This window comes from Actinomadura sediminis, from assembly GCF_042675525.1.
Lineage (GTDB): Bacteria > Actinomycetota > Actinomycetes > Streptosporangiales > Streptosporangiaceae > Spirillospora > Spirillospora sediminis.
On record NZ_JBHTJA010000086.1, the window covers coordinates 1 to 15,410 of the forward strand.

12 protein-coding genes are annotated in these 15,410 nt (G+C 72.4%); 7 read left to right on the forward strand and 5 right to left on the reverse strand.

Annotated features, from left to right (window positions below; translation table 11 throughout):
* Both ACFQ11_RS28940 and ACFQ11_RS28945 read right to left on the reverse strand, forming a co-directional pair.
* Nucleotides 1-143: acyl-CoA carboxylase subunit epsilon (locus tag ACFQ11_RS28940; RefSeq protein WP_378304358.1), on the reverse strand; the 143-nt coding region annotated here is incomplete at its 3' end.
* 80 nt (nt 144-223) lie between these two features.
* A complete protein-coding gene (locus ACFQ11_RS28945; RefSeq protein ID WP_378304309.1) occupies nt 224-1,816 on the reverse strand; it encodes an acyl-CoA carboxylase subunit beta in 1,593 nt (530 codons plus the stop codon).
* A gap of 134 nt (nt 1,817-1,950) precedes the next feature.
* Between ACFQ11_RS28945 and ACFQ11_RS28950 the strand changes: the two genes are divergently transcribed.
* Together ACFQ11_RS28950 and ACFQ11_RS28955 are read left to right on the forward strand one after the other, a co-directional pair.
* Nucleotides 1,951-4,533 (forward strand): phosphoenolpyruvate carboxylase, encoded by a 2,583-nt coding sequence (locus ACFQ11_RS28950; protein WP_378304360.1) that lies wholly within the window; start codon nt 1,951-1,953, stop codon nt 4,531-4,533.
* A 61-nt stretch (nt 4,534-4,594) separates the two neighbouring features.
* A complete protein-coding gene (locus ACFQ11_RS28955) occupies nt 4,595-4,939 on the forward strand; it encodes a hypothetical protein (RefSeq protein ID WP_378304311.1) in 345 nt (114 codons plus the stop codon).
* A gap of 30 nt (nt 4,940-4,969) precedes the next feature.
* Here ACFQ11_RS28955 and ACFQ11_RS28960 read toward each other — a convergent pair whose 3' ends face one another.
* Nucleotides 4,970-5,746, reverse strand: coding sequence for an enoyl-CoA hydratase/isomerase family protein (locus tag ACFQ11_RS28960; RefSeq protein ID WP_378304313.1), 777 nt, complete (start codon nt 5,744-5,746; stop codon nt 4,970-4,972).
* Nucleotides 5,747-5,795: 49 nt separating this feature from the next.
* Here ACFQ11_RS28960 and ACFQ11_RS28965 point away from each other — a divergent pair, with 49 nt between their 5' ends.
* Nucleotides 5,796-6,656, forward strand: a complete 861-nt coding sequence (locus tag ACFQ11_RS28965) for a biotin--[acetyl-CoA-carboxylase] ligase (protein WP_378304315.1) — start codon at nt 5,796-5,798, stop codon at nt 6,654-6,656.
* A 90-nt stretch (nt 6,657-6,746) separates the two neighbouring features.
* Entirely contained in the window at nt 6,747-7,772 is a 1,026-nt protein-coding gene (locus tag ACFQ11_RS28970) for an adenylate/guanylate cyclase domain-containing protein (RefSeq protein ID WP_378304317.1), read from the forward strand.
* 39 nt (nt 7,773-7,811) lie between these two features.
* Here the strand turns inward: ACFQ11_RS28970 and bfr are convergent, their stop codons facing one another.
* The gene (gene bfr, locus ACFQ11_RS28975) at nt 7,812-8,309 is read right to left on the reverse strand and encodes a bacterioferritin (RefSeq protein WP_378304319.1); all 498 of its coding nucleotides are present in this window, start codon (nt 8,307-8,309) and stop codon (nt 7,812-7,814) included.
* 131 nt (nt 8,310-8,440) lie between these two features.
* Nucleotides 8,441-8,842, reverse strand: coding sequence for a (2Fe-2S)-binding protein (locus ACFQ11_RS28980; RefSeq protein ID WP_378304321.1), 402 nt, complete (start codon nt 8,840-8,842; stop codon nt 8,441-8,443).
* Between the two features lie 184 nt (nt 8,843-9,026).
* Between ACFQ11_RS28980 and glgX the strand changes: the two genes are divergently transcribed.
* The 3 genes from glgX to treZ all read left to right on the forward strand — a co-directional run bounded on the left by glgX (nt 9,027) and on the right by treZ (nt 15,353).
* Nucleotides 9,027-11,192: a glycogen debranching protein GlgX gene (gene glgX / locus ACFQ11_RS28985; protein ID WP_378304323.1), complete on the forward strand. Its 2,166-nt coding sequence runs from the start codon at nt 9,027-9,029 to the stop codon at nt 11,190-11,192.
* Nucleotides 11,193-11,325: 133 nt separating this feature from the next.
* A complete protein-coding gene (gene treY, locus ACFQ11_RS28990; protein ID WP_378304325.1) occupies nt 11,326-13,566 on the forward strand; it encodes a malto-oligosyltrehalose synthase in 2,241 nt (746 codons plus the stop codon).
* On the forward strand, nt 13,563-15,353 hold the full coding sequence (gene treZ / locus ACFQ11_RS28995) for a malto-oligosyltrehalose trehalohydrolase (RefSeq protein ID WP_378304327.1): 1,791 nt from the start codon (nt 13,563-13,565) through the stop codon (nt 15,351-15,353). Before treY ends, treZ begins: the two co-directional genes overlap by 4 nt.
* Nucleotides 15,354-15,410 lie beyond the last annotated feature (57 nt).

Here is a 15,410-nt window from a genome sequence, read left to right on the forward strand (position 1 = left end):
CACGGACGGGCGGGGCCGCCGCCGTCGCGGGCCGCCGCGGCGGCCGCCGCCCGCGCCGTCAGCACGGCGACGAGCGCCGCGACCTCCTCGGGCGTCGGGTCACCGTGGACGACCTGCAGGAACGGCTTCCCTTCAGATGTCACGCGCAATCCTCACTTCCGGTCGGCCCGAAAAACGGGCGGCTCGCGGTCCGCCGGGCGTGTCGCGCCGGGCGCCCGTCCGGTCACAGCGGGATGTTCCCGTGCTTCTTCGGCGGCAGTGTCCGGCGCTTCTCCCGCAGCGCCCGCAGCGCCCGGACGACCTGCCCGCGCGTCTCCGACGGCTTGATCACGTTGTCGACGTACCCGCGCTCGGCCGCGACGTAGGGGTTGGCCAGCGTGTCCTCGTACTCGGTGATCAGCTCGGCGCGGCGCGCGTCCGGGTCGTCGGCCGCGGCCAGCTCCTTGCGGTACAGGATGTTCACCGCGCCCTGCGCGCCCATCACCGCGATCTGCGCGGTCGGCCACGCGAGGTTGATGTCGGCGCCGAGGTGCTTGGAGCCCATGACGTCGTACGCGCCGCCGTACGCCTTGCGGGTGATCACCGTGACGAGCGGGACGGTCGCCTCGGCGTACGCGTACAGCAGCTTCGCGCCGCGCCGGATGATCCCGCCGAACTCCTGGTCGGTGCCGGGCAGGAACCCCGGGACGTCCACGAACGTGAGGACCGGGATGTTGAACGCGTCGCACGTCCGGACGAACCGGGCGGCCTTCTCGGACGCGTCGATGTCGAGCGTCCCCGCGAACTGCATCGGCTGGTTCGCGACCACGCCGACCGAGCGGCCCTCGACGCGCCCGAACCCGACGATGATGTTCGGCGCGAACAGCTCCTGCACCTCGAGGAACTCGCCGTCGTCGACCACGTGCTCGATGACGGTGTGCATGTCGTACGGCTGGTTCGGCGAGTCGGGGACGAGCCGGTCCAGCTCGTCGTCCGTCTCCGCCACGTCCACCGGCACGTCGAACGCGGGCGCGTCCGACAGGTTGTTGGACGGCAGGTACGACAGCAGCGCCTTGACGTACTCGATCGCGTCGTCCTCGTCGGAGCCCCGGTAGTGCGCCACCCCCGACCTGGAGTTGTGCGAGGTCGCGCCGCCCAGCTCCTCCATCGTCACCTCTTCGCCGGTGACCGTCTTGATGACGTCCGGCCCGGTGATGAACATGTGGGACGTCTGGTCCACCATGACGATGAAGTCGGTGATCGCGGGGGAGTACACCGCGCCGCCCGCGCACGGCCCCATCACCAGCGAGATCTGCGGGATCACGCCGGACGCGTGCACGTTCCGCTTGAAGATCTCCGCGTACAGGCCGAGCGCCACGACGCCCTCCTGGATCCGCGCGCCGCCCGAGTCGTTGATGCCGATCACCGGGCAGCCGGTCTTGACCGCGTGGTCCATGACCTTGCAGATCTTCTCGCCGAACACCTCGCCGAGCGACCCGCCGGACACCGTGAAGTCCTGGCTGAACACCGCGACCGGGCGCCCGTCGACCGTCCCGTACCCGGTGACGACGCCGTCCCCGTACGGGCGGTTCTTCTCCATCCCGAAGTTGGTGGAGCGGTGCCGGGCCATCTCGTCGAACTCCACGAAGGAGCCGGGGTCGAGCAGCGCGTCGATCCGCTCCCGGGCGGTCATCTTGCCCTTGGCGTGCTGCTTCTCCACGGCACGCGCCGATCCCGCGTGGACCGCCTCGTACCGGCGTCGTTCCAGGTCCGCGATCTTGCCCGCCGTCGTGTGGATGTCGTAGTCCAGGGCGGGTTCAGGGGCTTCCATCGCCATGCGGGCCAGAGTAACCGGACGCTGATGATCCGGATGCGGGCGGGGCCCGGTGACCGGGATGAACGCGCCGCGGCGGCCCCTCGTTAGGCTTGGTGAACGTGGCTACGAACACGCGTGAGATCCTCCGGCAGGACATGCCCGAACCGCTGCGCAACGACGTCCGGCTGCTGGGCGGCATGCTCGGCGACGGGCTCGTGGAGTACGGCGGGCAGGGCCTGCTGGACGACGTCGAACGGCTCCGGCACGCGGTGATCGCCGCCCGCCGCGGCGAGCTGCCCGGCGACGAGGTCGCGGCGATCGTCGACGGCTGGTCGCTGGAACGCGCGGAGGAGGTCGCCCGCGCGTTCACCGTGTACTTCCACCTGACGAACCTCGCGGAGGAGCACCACCGCATCCGCACCCTGCGCGAGCGCGACACCGGCGAGACCGTCCCCGGGTCCGTCGCGGCGGCCGTCGCCGAGATCCCCGACGACAAGCTCCTCGCCGGCCTGATCGACGGGCTGGAGTTCCGCCCGGTGTTCACCGCGCACCCCACCGAGGCCCGGCGGCGCGCCGTCGTCACGTCCATCCAGCGGATCAGCGACCTGCTCACCCGGCTGCACGCCGACCCGGGCGCGGGCGAGCGCGACGAGACCGAGCGGACGCTCCGCGAGGAGATCGACGTCCTGTGGCGGACCGCGCTGCGCCGCGGCACCCAGATGGACCCGCTCGACGAGGTCCGCACCGCGATGGCCGCGTTCGACGAGACGATCTTCCGGGTCGTCCCGCACGTGTACCGGGCCCTCGACCGCGCCCTGGAGGGCGGCGACACCGGCACCCGCCCCCCGGCCGCACGCCCCTACCTGCGGTTCGGGAGCTGGATCGGCGGCGACCGCGACGGCAACCCGTACGTCACCGCGCAGGTCACCCGCGACGCGATCATGATCCAGGCCGAGCACGTCCTGTCCGCGCTGGAGACGACGTGCGCCCGCATCGGCCGCGAACTGACCGTCCACGAGAGCACCACGCCGCCGTCGGCGGCGCTGCGCAACGCCCTGGCCGCCGCCCGCACCGCGCAGCCGTCCCGCAGCCGCCGGATGGCCAAGCGCTCGCCCGGCGAACCGCACCGCCAGTTCCTGCTCTACGTCGCGGCCCGCATCGCCGCGACCCGCGACCGCGACGCCGACCTCGCCTACGCGTCCCCGGACGACCTCCTCGCCGACCTGCGGATCGTGCAGGAGTCGCTCGCCGCCGCGGGCGCGAAGCGGCAGGCGTACGGCCGCGTCCAGCACCTCATCTGGCAGGTCGAGACGTTCGGCTTCCACCTCGCCGAGCTGGAGATCCGGCAGCACTCCGAGCTGCACGCGCAGGCCCTCGCGGAGATCCGCGCCGGCGGCGAGCGCTCCGAGATGACCGAGGAGATCCTCGAGACGCTCCGCGTCGTCGCCTGGATCCAGCAGCGGTTCGGCGTCCGCGCCTGCCACCGCTACATCGTGTCGTTCACCCGGTCCGCCGACGACATCGCGAACGTCCACGAGCTGGCCGCGACGCTCGGCGAGCAGGCGCCCGTCCTGGACGTCATCCCGCTGTTCGAGACCGGCGAGGACCTCGACAACGCCCCGGCCGTCCTCGACGGCATGCTCGACATCCCGGCCGTCCGGCGCCGCCTCGACGACACCGGCCGCCGCCTGGAGGTCATGCTCGGCTACTCCGACTCCGCGAAGCAGCTCGGCCCGGCCAGCGCCACCCTCCGCCTCTACGACGCGCAGGAGGCCCTCACCGCGTGGGCGTCCCGGCACGGCGTCACGCTGACCCTCTTCCACGGCCGCGGCGGTTCCCTCGGCCGCGGCGGCGGCCCCGCCAACCGCGCGATCCTCGCGCAGGCGCCCGGCTCGGTCGGCGGCCGCTTCAAGGTCACCGAACAGGGCGAGGTGATCTTCGCCCGGTACGGCCACCCGGAGATCGCCAAGCGGCACGTCGAGCAGGTCACGAGCGCGGTCCTGCTGGCGTCCACCGACGCCGTCCAGGACCGCGCCCGCGAGGCCGCGGCCCGGTACCGCCCCCTCGCCGACCGCATCGGCGCCGCCGCCCAGACCGCGTTCCGCTCCCTCATCGAGACCGACGGGTTCGCGACCTGGTTCGCCCGCGTCAGCCCCCTCGAGGAGATCTCCGAACTGCGCATCGGCTCCCGTCCCGCCCGCCGCAAGGCCGCCCGCGGGCTGGAGGACCTCCGCGCCATCCCCTGGGTGTTCGCGTGGACGCAGACCCGCGTCAACCTCCCCGGCTGGTACGGGCTCGGCAGCGGCCTCGCCGCCGTCTCCGACGACGGCCGCGACCTCACCGCGCTCCGCGAGGCGTACGAGGCGTGGCCGCTGTTCAACACGCTCCTCGACAACGCCGAGATGAGCCTCGCCAAGTCCGACCGCGCGATCGCGGAACGCTACCTGGCGCTCGGCGAGCGGCCCGAGCTGTCCGCGACCGTCCTCGCCGAGTACGACCGCACCCGCTCGCTCGTCCTCGCCGTCACCGGCCACGAGCGCCTGCTGGAGAACCGCCGCGTCCTGTCCCGCGCCGTCGAACTGCGCAACCCCTACGTGGACGCGCTCTCGCACCTCCAGCTCCGCGCCCTCAAGGCGCTCCGCGCGGGCGTCGCCGACGAGGACGAACGCGCCCACCTGGAGGAACTCCTGCTCCTCTCGGTCAACGGCGTCGCCGCCGGCCTGCAGAACACCGGCTGACGCCCCGCGCGGCGGGGCGGATCAGCGCCGCCCCGCCGCGCGGCACGCCATACTTCGGTGCGTGAAAGGACACCCCTCGGGCCCGCAGGGCCCCCTTCAGCCGCCGCCGCACCACACGGCCGAAGTATCCAGGGACGCCATCGGCCGCGCGGCGCCCGCCCCGGCGGCGGACGCCGCGCGGGGCCGGTCCCCCGCCCTCGCCGTCGCGGCCGTGTGCCTCTTCCCGCTGGGCGTCCCCGCGATCGTCTGCGGCCACCTCGCCCGCCGCCGCTGGCGCAAGGGCGAGGTGACCATCGACATGGTCGACGCCCGCTCCATCGCGCTGTGGGGCATGGTCATGGGCGCCATGATGACGGCCTTCTACCTGTTCGCGGCCGTCCTGGTCGCCTCGACGCTCCTCACCTGACCGGCGGGGTGCCAGGGGGCGCCCCCTGGGCTAAGACGGCCAGTCGGGCTTGCGCTTCTCGTTGAATGCGGCGATGCCTTCGGCCCGGTCGGGGGAGAGCACGGCGGTGCGCCAGGCGTTCTCCTCGATGTCGAGGGCGGCCTCCAGGGGGGCGCCGGCGCCCTGCCGGAGGGCGCGCTTCGCGGCGCGGACGGCGACGGGGGAGTTGCCCGCGATGACGGCCGCGAGGGCGCGGGCCTCGTCGCGGGCGGAGCCGGCGGGGACCTTGCGGTCGGCGACGCCGAACTCGAGCGCCTCCTCGACGCCGAGGCGGCGGCCGGTGAGGACGAGGTCGGCGGCCTTGCCGGGGCCGAGGCGGCGCAGCGCGAGCTGGGTGCCGCCGCCCGCGGGGATGAGGCCGACGCCGACCTCGGGGAGGCCGAACACGGCGGTCTCGTCCGCGACGATCAGGTCGGCGGACAGCGCGATCTCGCAGCCGCCGCCGAGCGCGTACCCGTGCACGGCGGCGACGACCGGCTGCGGGAGGTTCAGGACGCCGCCGAACGCGGCGCGGAAGACCGGCCGCTGCGCGAGGATCTCCGCGTCGGTCATCGAGTTGCGTTCCTTGAGGTCCGCGCCTACGCAGAACGCCTTCTCGCCCGCGGCGGCGAGGACGACCGCGCGCACGGACGCGTCGGCGGCCACCTCGGCGCACACGGCGGCGAGCCGGCGGGCCATCGCGGTGGAGAGGGCGTTGAGGGCTTCCGGTCTGTCGAGCACGATCTCGGCGATGTGCTCGTGTTCCCGCACCAGGGTCACTCCGTCCATGCCCGCACCCTAGACGGCGGCCCGGGGGCCGGTGATGTTGGATGGGTACGTGAGCGACTCACCGTACGGGGACCTGGACCGGCCGCCGCTGCACGAGGCGGCGCTGCACCGCGCGCTCGTCCGTCCGGACGGCCTGTGGCGCGACGTCCGGGTGGTGGAGGAGACCGGGTCGACGAACGCGGACCTGGCGGTGCTGGCCCGGGAGGGTGCGCCGGAGGGGTCCGTGCTGGTCACCGAGCTGCAGACGGCGGGGCGGGGGCGGCTGGGCCGGCCGTGGTCGGCGCCGCCGCGGTCGGGGCTGATGTTCTCGGTGCTGGTGCGCCCGGCGGTGCCGGTGGCGCGGCTCGGGTGGCTGCCGCTGCTGACGGGCGTGGCGGTGGCGACGGCCGTGCGCCGGATGACCGCGTGGTCGCACGAGGTCGAACCGGCGGAGGACGTCGCGGTCGACGTCCGGTTGAAGTGGCCGAACGATCTGCTGGTGGGGGAGCGGAAGCTGGCCGGGATCCTCGCGGAGAGGGTCGACGGCGGGCTGGTCGTGGGCGTCGGGCTGAACGTCGGGCTGCGGGCGGAGGAACTTCCGGTGCCGACGGCGACGTCGCTGGCGATCGAGGGGGCGCCGCTGAGCGACCGGGCGCCGCTGCTGCGCGCGATCCTGCGGGAGTTCGCGACGTGGTACCGGGAGTGGGTCGCGCTGGACGGCGACCCGGAGAGGAGCGGCCTGCGCCCCGCGTACAAGCAGCTCTGCGCGACGCTCGGACGGGACGTGCGGGTGGAGCTGCCCGCGGACGAGCGGCTGACGGGCGTCGCGCGGGACGTGGACGAATCGGGCCGGCTGGTGGTGTCCGGGCCGTCGGGTGACCGGGCGGTCAACGCGGGCGATGTGGTCCACGTCCGGGGGACCGCCGGGTGAAGCGCCCACCGATCTGCCACGATATGTCCTGGTACCGGACCACGACGCCGCCGGCGGAGCCCACCGCGCCGGTGCACTGAGGGGCGGAGGATGGCACCCGGATTGCCGGATCCGAAGGAGATCGAGGAACTCCTGCTCGGCGGCGAGCTGCGCTACACGCGCGTCGACGCCGTCCGCCTGTCGGGGGTCTCCCGGGAGTTCTCCGGCCGGATCTGGCGCGCCTTCGGCTACCCGACGATGCCCGACGACGCCGTCGCCTACACCGAGGGCGACATCGACGCGCTCTGCCGGATGCGCCGCCTGGTGGAGGACGGCGTCCTGGACGAGGAGGGCGTGATCCGGCTCGTCCGGGCGTTCGGGCAGACGATGACGCGCCTCGCGGAATGGCAGGTCAGCCTGCTGCGCAGCATGCTCGGCGAGGACCCGAACGGGTCGCCGCCGGCGGAGGCGCTCGGCGCGATCGTCGGGATCGCCGAGTCGCACATCGGGGAGTTCGAGCCGCTCGTCCTGCACGCGTGGCGGCGGCAGCTCGCCTCGGCGGGGACGCGCGCGCTCGCCGCGGCGGCCACCCGGGAGAACGGCGACCCGACCGGACGCCCGATGACCACCGTCGGGTTCGCGGACATGGTGTCGTTCACGCAGGTCAGCCGGGAGCTGGACGAGATCGAGCTGGCGCGGGTCGTGGAGTGGTTCGAGGAGTCGACGTCCGACATCATCGCGGCGTGCGGCGGCCGGGTTGTCAAGACGCTCGGCGACGAGGTGCTGTTCAGCGCCGAGTCGCCGAAGGTCGGTGCGGAGATCGCGCTGACGGTGGCGGCGGCGATCCAGGACGAGACCGAGGTGCCGGACGTCCGGGTCGGCGTGGCGCACGGGCCCGTGCTGCCGCTGATGGGGGACGTGTTCGGCACGACGGTCAACCTGGCGGCGCGGCTGACGTCGCTGGCCCGGCCCGGGTCGGTGGTGATCGACGCCGAGCTGGCCGCGCAGCTCGAGAAGGACCCGGCCTACGAGGTGACGCGGATCGTGCGGCGCCCGGTCCAGGGCTTGGGGATCATCCAGCCGTACGTGCTGCGGCGGAACCCCAAGCCCCCGGACACCGCCGCGGGCCGGCCCTGATCCGCGGGCGCCGCGCCGTCGCGGCCCGGACGCCGCGGGTCAGACGGAGCTGGGGGCGTCCTCGCCGGGGGAGCCGGTGAGCCGCTGGAGGTAGTTCTGCTCGCCGAGGGCGTCGACGAGGCTCAGCTCGGTCTCCAGGTAGTCGATGTGCTGCTCCTCGTCCTCGAGGATGTGCTCGAAGAGCCGCGCGGAGGTGATGTCGCCGCGGGAGCGCATCAGCTCGATGCCGGGGACCAGCCGGGCCACGGCCTCCTTCTCGATCTCCAGGTCGGCCTTGAGCTGCTCGACGACGGTCTGCCCGATGCGCAGGGTGCCGAGCTTCTGGTAGTTCGGCAGGCCCTCGAGGAACAGGATGCGGTTCGTGAGGTGCTCGGCGTGCCGCATCTCGTCGATGGACTCGTCGCGGGTGTGCTTGGCGATCCGGGTGAAGCCCCAGTTCTCCTGCATCTTCGAGTGCAGGAAGTACTGGTTGATCGCGGTGAGCTCCGCGGTGAGCTGCTCGTTGAGGAGATTGATGATGTCCTTGTCGCCTTCCATGCGGCCATACTGACATGACCGAGCGGCACGTGACAGCACCGCCCCGGGTGCATGTCCGTTTCGCACGGTTTCTGGGCGCTCGCCCCGGGGATTCCGGGATGGGCGCCCGCCGCTGTTCGGTTAGGAAAGGCTCAGGCCGCCGTGGGCGGTGCGGTCCCCCTCTCGACCCGGTCGGACATCGGCTGGGACATCATGGGTTCGGACGTCGCGGGGCGCTCGGCGAGCGGGTCGGCGACGAACGTCTCGGGGGCCCCGGGGCCCGGCTTCGCCGTGACGGGTTCCACGGTGCCGGGCGCCTGCGGCGCCGGTTCGGGGACGGCGGCCAGCGGGAGCGGCCCGCCGGTGAGGGCGTCCGCCAGCTCGCTCGCGGTGCGGTACTCGCTGACCATCGCGGAGATCCGCCGGGTGCAGGAGCCGCAGCCGGGCTTCATGCCGCACGCGGCCTTGACGTCCTTGACGGTGGCGCACGCACCGCTCGCCATGCAGCCGTGCACGTCGTCCTCGGTGACGGCGTTGCAGATGCAGACGTACATCCGGTTCGGGCCTTCCGTCCGACTTCGCGTTCCGGCGCCTGACCTGGGCCCTTAGGGAGCCCTCAATAAGGTAAGGCTCCCCTAAGGTAGCCCACGGATGTCCGTTCTGACCAGAGGACTCCCGATCGGTGTGATCCAGCCCTCACAGGGAAGGGCTTTCAGCGCATCGACGGGAGGGCGGGACATGGCGCAGGTGTGGCCGGGCGAGGCGTATCCGCTCGGCGCGAGGTTCGACGGTGCCGGGACGAACTTCGCCGTCTTCTCCGAGGCCGCCGAACGGGTCGAGCTGTGCCTGTTCGACGGCCCGGCCGCGGACGGCGAGGAGACCCGGGTCGTGCTGGAGGAGGCCGACGCGTTCGTCTGGCACGCGTACCTGCCCGGCGTGATGCCGGGGCGCCGCTACGGGTACCGGGTGCACGGCCCGTACGACCCGCGCCGCGGCCTGCGCTGCAACCCGGCGAAGCTGCTGCTGGACCCGTACGCCCAGGCCGTCGAGGGGAAGGTCGACTGGGACGAGTCGTGCTTCGGCTACCGGTTCGGCGACCCGTGCTCGCGCAACGACGCCGACTCGGCGCGGCACACGATGCGGTCGGTGGTCGTCAGCCCGTACTTCGACTGGGGCGACGACCGCCCGCCGCGGATCCCGTACCACGAGACGGTGATCTACGAGGCGCACGTCAAGGGGCTGACCGCCCGCCACCCGGAGGTGCCGAAGGACCTGCGGGGGACGTACGCGGGCCTCGCCCACCCGGTGATCGTCGATCACCTGAAGTCGCTCGGGGTGACGGCGGTGGAGCTGATGCCGGTGCACCAGTTCGTCCACGACGACGCCCTGACACAGCGGAGGCTGCGCAACTACTGGGGCTACAACACGATCGGGTTCTTCGCGCCGCACAACGAGTACTCGTCGTCCGGGCACCGGGGCGAGCAGGTGCTGGAGTTCAAGTCGATGGTGAAGGCGCTGCACGAGGCCGGTATGGAGGTGATCCTGGACGTCGTCTACAACCACACCGCGGAGGGCAACCACCTCGGCCCGACCCTGTCGTTCCGGGGGCTCGACAACGCCTCCTACTACCGGCTCGCCGAGGACGACCGGCGCTACTACATGGACACGACGGGCACCGGCAACAGCCTGCTGATGCACAGCCCGCACGTCCTGCAGCTCATCATGGACTCGCTGCGGTACTGGGTGACCGAGATGCACGTGGACGGCTTCCGGTTCGACCTCGCCGCGACCCTCGCCCGCGAGCTGCACGCCGTGGACCGCCTGTCGGCGTTCTTCGACCTCGTCCAGCAGGACCCGGTCGTCTCCCAGGTGAAACTGATCGCCGAGCCCTGGGACGTGGGCGAGGGCGGCTACCAGGTGGGGAACTTCCCCCCGCTGTGGACCGAGTGGAACGGCCAGTACCGCGACACCATGCGGGACTTCTGGCGCGGGCGTCCGGGCACGATGCCCGACTTCGCGTCCCGCCTGACCGGTTCGTCCGACCTCTACGCCGACGACGGCCGCCGCCCGATCGCGTCGATCAACTTCATCACCTGCCACGACGGGTTCACGCTGCACGACCTCGTCTCGTACGACCACAAGCACAACGACGCGAACGGCGAGTCGAACCGGGACGGGACGGACGACAACCGGTCATGGAACTGCGGCGTCGAAGGGCCGACGGACGACCTTGACGTCATCGCGCTGCGCGAACGGCAGAAACGCAATTTCCTCACCACGCTGTTCCTGTCGCAGGGCGTCCCGATGCTCTCCCACGGCGACGAGCTGGGCCGCACCCAGAAGGGCAACAACAACGCCTACTGCCAGGACAACGAGCTGTCCTGGATCGACTGGACGGGCCTGCGCGACGACATGTTCTTCGACGAGCGCGGGCCGATGCTCGACTTCGTCCGGCGCCTGTCGAAGCTGCGCACCGAGCACCCGGTGTTCCGCCGTCGCCGGTTCTTCCGCGGCGACCAGCGCAAACGGAAGGCCCGCGGCGCGCGCGCGAAGCCGGAGAACCTGCCCGACCTGGTGTGGTTCCGCCCGAGCGGCGAGGAGATGACCGACCGGGACTGGCGGGCCGGGTTCAACAAGTCGCTGAACGTGTTCCTCAACGGCGACGCGATCGGCGAGCCCGACCGGCGCGGCCGGCGGATCCGCGACGCCTCGTTCATGCTGCTGATCAACGCGCACGACGGCGACCTGCCGTTCGTCCTGCCGCCCGCGCCCTACGGGCAGCTCTGGATCAAGGTCCTGGACACCGCCGACCCCCTGCTCGCGGAGGAGGAGTCGCCCGTGGCGAAGGCTCGCGAGACCGTCCCGGTCGCCGCGCGCTCCATCCAGGTGCTCCGCCGTGCCTGACCGCCCGCCATCCGAGTTCCCCCCGCCCGACGCGTCCCCGCCCGGCGCGTCCCGGCCGGACGCGTCCCCGCCCGGCGCGTCCCCGCCTGAAGTGTCCCCGCCCGACCACGCCCCCGACCCCACCGAGGACGACATGGCTGAGGAGATCCCCGCGGACGGCCCCGCCGCGCCCCCGTCCGGCACCTACCGCATCCAGCTCCGCGGGACGCCCGAGGAGCATTTCGGCTTCGCCGAGGCCGCGGCGCTCGCGCCCTACCTGGCCGCGCTCGGCGTGTCCCACGTCTACCTGTCGCCGATCCTGAAGGCGGCGCCCGGTTCCACGCACGGCTACGACGTCGTCGACCACGCGCGGCTCGCCGACGAACTGGGCGGCGCCGAGGCGTTCGGCGCGATGGCGACCCGGTTCCGCGCGCACGGCCTGCGGCTGCTGGTCGACATCGTCCCGAACCACATGGCGATCCCGCACCCGGCCGACCTGAACGCCCCGCTGACCGCCGTCCTGGCCGAGGGCCGGACGTCCCCCTTCGCCCGCTGGTTCGACGTGGACTGGGACGCGGGCGGCGGACGGCTCGTCCTGCCGGGCGACGGGGAGCCCAACTACCGCCGGTTCTTCGACATCTCCGGGCTCATCGGCCTCCGGCAGGAGGAACGGGAGGTGTTCGACACCACCCACGCGCTCCCCTTCGACCTCCTGGACCAGGGCCTCGTGGACGGCGTGCGCATCGACCACCCGGACGGCCTCGCCGACCCGCGCGGCTACCTGCGCCGCGTCGCGGCCCGCGCGCCGGACGCGTGGGTGCTCGTCGAGAAGATCACCGAGGGCGCGGAGCGGCTGCCGTCCGACTGGCCGTGCGCGGGGACGACCGGGTACGACTCGCTGACGGTGATCGGCGGCCTGTTCGTCGACCCGGACGGCGAGCGGCCCCTCACCGACCTCTACACGTCCCTGACCGGCGGGCCGGCGGGCTTCGCGGAGGTCGAGCGGGAATCCCGGCGGTACGCGGCCGAGCAAGGCCTGAAACCCGAGGTCGACCGGCTCGCGCGCGTCCTGCACCGCGTCGCCGGCGACCGCCCGGGGCTGCGGAGGGCGCTGGTCGAGCTGCTCGTCTCCATGCCGGTGTACCGCGCGTACGTCGTGCCGGGGGAGGACCCCCCGCCCCAGGCCGTCGAGGTGCTGGAAGAGGCGGCCCGGCACGCGCGCACGCGGTTGTCCGAGGACCTGCACGGCGACCTGGACACGGTCGTGAACCTCGCTCTCGGGCGCGGCGAGAAGACCGACCCCGAGTTCATCATCCGGTTCCAGCAGACGACGGCGCCGCTCTCGGCCAAGGGCGTGGAGGACACCGCGTTCTACCGGTGGAACCGCATGTCCGCGCTGAACGAGGTGGGCGGCGACCCGGACCGCTTCTCGGTCGACCCCGTGGATTTCCATACGCACTGCGTCCGCCTGGCCCGCGACTGGCCCCTGACCATGACGACGCTGTCCACGCACGACACCAAGCGCCAGGAGGACGTCCGGGCCTGGCTGAACGTCCTGTCGGAGCTTCCGGACGAGTGGGCCGAGGCCGTGCACCGCTGGCGGGACTGGTGGGGCGGTGAGCGGTCCCCGCTGGAGCCCGACCTGGAGTACCTGCTGTGGCAGACGCTCGTCGGCGCGTGGCCGCTGGAACCCGACCGGCTCACGGAGTTCCTCGTCAAGGCGATGCGCGAGGCCAAGACACGGACGTCCTGGCTCGACCGGGACGCCGAGTACGAGGACGCCGTCGTCGAGCACGCCCGCCGCATCCTGGCCGACCCGGATCTGATCACGGACGTGACCCGGTTCGTGTCCCGGCTGCACCCGTACGCGCGCGTGAACACGCTGGGGCAGAAGCTCGTGCAGCTCGCGATGCCGGGCGTCCCGGACGTCTACCAGGGGTGCGAGATGACCGCGCTCGCGCTCGTCGACCCCGACAACCGGCGCCCGGTGGACTACGGGCTGCGCCGCGAGCGGCTGCACCGTCTCGACACCGGCCGCAGCCCGAAGGACATCGACGACGAGAAGCTGCTGGTCACGATGCGTACGCTGCGGCTGCGCCGGTCCCGGCCCGGCTGGTTCGGCCCGGGGGCCGGGTACGAGCCGCTGCCCGTCCGGGGGCCCGCCGCCGACCACGTCGTCGGGTTCGCGCGCGGCGACGCGCTCGCGCTCGCCACCCGGCTGCCGGTCGGCCTGGAGCGGCGCGGCGGCTGGGACGCGACGACGATCGGCGCGGGCCGGCAGGGCTGGCACGACGTCCTCACCGGCGCGTACCACTGGGGGCCCGACCTGGACGCCGCCGACGTGTTCGCGCAGCTCCCGGTGGCGCTGCTCGTTCCGAGGGAGATCACGCGTTGACCCGGTTCGAGGTGTGGGCGCCGGACGCGCGCCGCGTGGACGTCGCGACCGGCCCGGCGCCCGACCTCGTCCGGCATCCCATGTCGCCCCTGCCGGGCCGCCCCGGCTGGTGGGGGACGGACGTGCCCGATGCGGGCCACGGCACCGACTACGGGTTCGCCCTCGACGGGAGCGGCGAGGTCCTGCCGGATCCGCGCTCCCTCTGGCAGCCGAACGGCGTGCACGGTCCGAGCCGCGTCTACGACCACGGCAGGTTCGCCTGGACGGACGCAGAGTGGCGCGGGCGCCCCTTCCCGGGGAGCGTCCTGTACGAGATGCACGTCGGGACGTTCACCCAGGAGGGAACCTTCGACGCGGCCATAGAACGCTTGGACCATCTCGTCTCGCTGGGGATCGACGCGGTGGAGCTTCTGCCCGTCGCGTCGTTCCCCGGTCGCCACGGGTGGGGTTACGACGGCGTCCACCTGTGGGCTCCGCACGAGCCGTACGGCGGCCCGGACGGCCTCAAGCGGTTCGTGGACGCCGCCCACGGGCGCGGGCTCGCGGTCGTCCTGGACGTCGTCTACAACCATCTGGGGCCGGACGGGAACCGCCTCGCCTCCTACGGCCCGTACTTCACCGGTGCCCACACGACGCCCTGGGGCGACGCGGTGAACTTCGACCAGGAGGGGTCGGACGAGGTCCGCGCGTTCGTCATCGAGAACGCGCTGATGTGGCTGCGCGACCACCACCTGGACGGGCTCCGGCTGGACGCCGTCCACGCGATCACCGACCACCGGGCCGTGCACGTCCTCGAGGAACTCGCCGAGGCCGTGGCGGGCCTGTCCGCGCATCTCGGCCGGAATCTGTTCTTGATCGCCGAATCCGACCTGAACGACCCACGGCTGGTGACGCCCCGGGAAGCGGGCGGATATGGGTTGGACGCGCAGTGGAGCGACGACTTCCATCACGCTTTGCACTCCGCACTGACGGGTGAGCGCCAGGGTTACTACTGCGACTTCGGGTCATTGGAGGTGCTGAAGAAAACCCTGACACGGGTGTTCTTCCACGACGGCACGATGTCCACCTACCGGGGACGGCACCATGGTCGGCCCGTCGACGTCCGTACAACGCCCGCACACCGATTTCTGGGGTTCCTGCAGAACCACGACCAGGTGGGAAATCGTGCATCCGGCGACCGCGTAAGCGCGAGCCTGTCCGTGCCCATGCAAAAGGTGGGGGCCGCCCTGCTCCTCCTGGCGCCGTTCACGCCGATGCTGTTCATGGGCGAGGAATGGGGCGCGTCGACCCCGTGGTGCTATTTCACCGACCACGTGGATCCGGATCTCGGACGGGCGGTGAGCGAGGGCCGCCGCCGGGAGTTCGCCCGGCACGGCTGGGCGGGCGACGTCCCCGACCCGCAGGACCCGGAGACGTTCCGCCGGTCGGTGCTCGACTGGTCGGAGGCCGGCGGACCGCCCCACCGGGAACTGCTCGGCTGGCACCGCGCGCTGATCGCGCTCCGCCGCGCGATCCCCGACCTCAACGATCCCCGGCTCACCCGGACGAACGTCGAAGTCCGGGAAAACGGGACGGAACGCTACATCGTCCTCCAACGCGGGCGGGTTCACATCATCGCGAACCTCGCCGGCCGGTCCGCGGACATCACGACCGCCGCGTCCCGCCTCCTGCTCGCCTCCGAACCGGACGTGAAACTCGAAACGGACTCCATCGGCGATTCTGGAATCCGCTCGCTGACCCTTCCGGCTGCCTCCGTCGCGGTCCTCACCGGCCCGTTCCCCGGGTGAGATGCCAGGTTTCATCCGATCCCCGGCAAAGATGTGTGTTCGTGGTTCTACTATGAG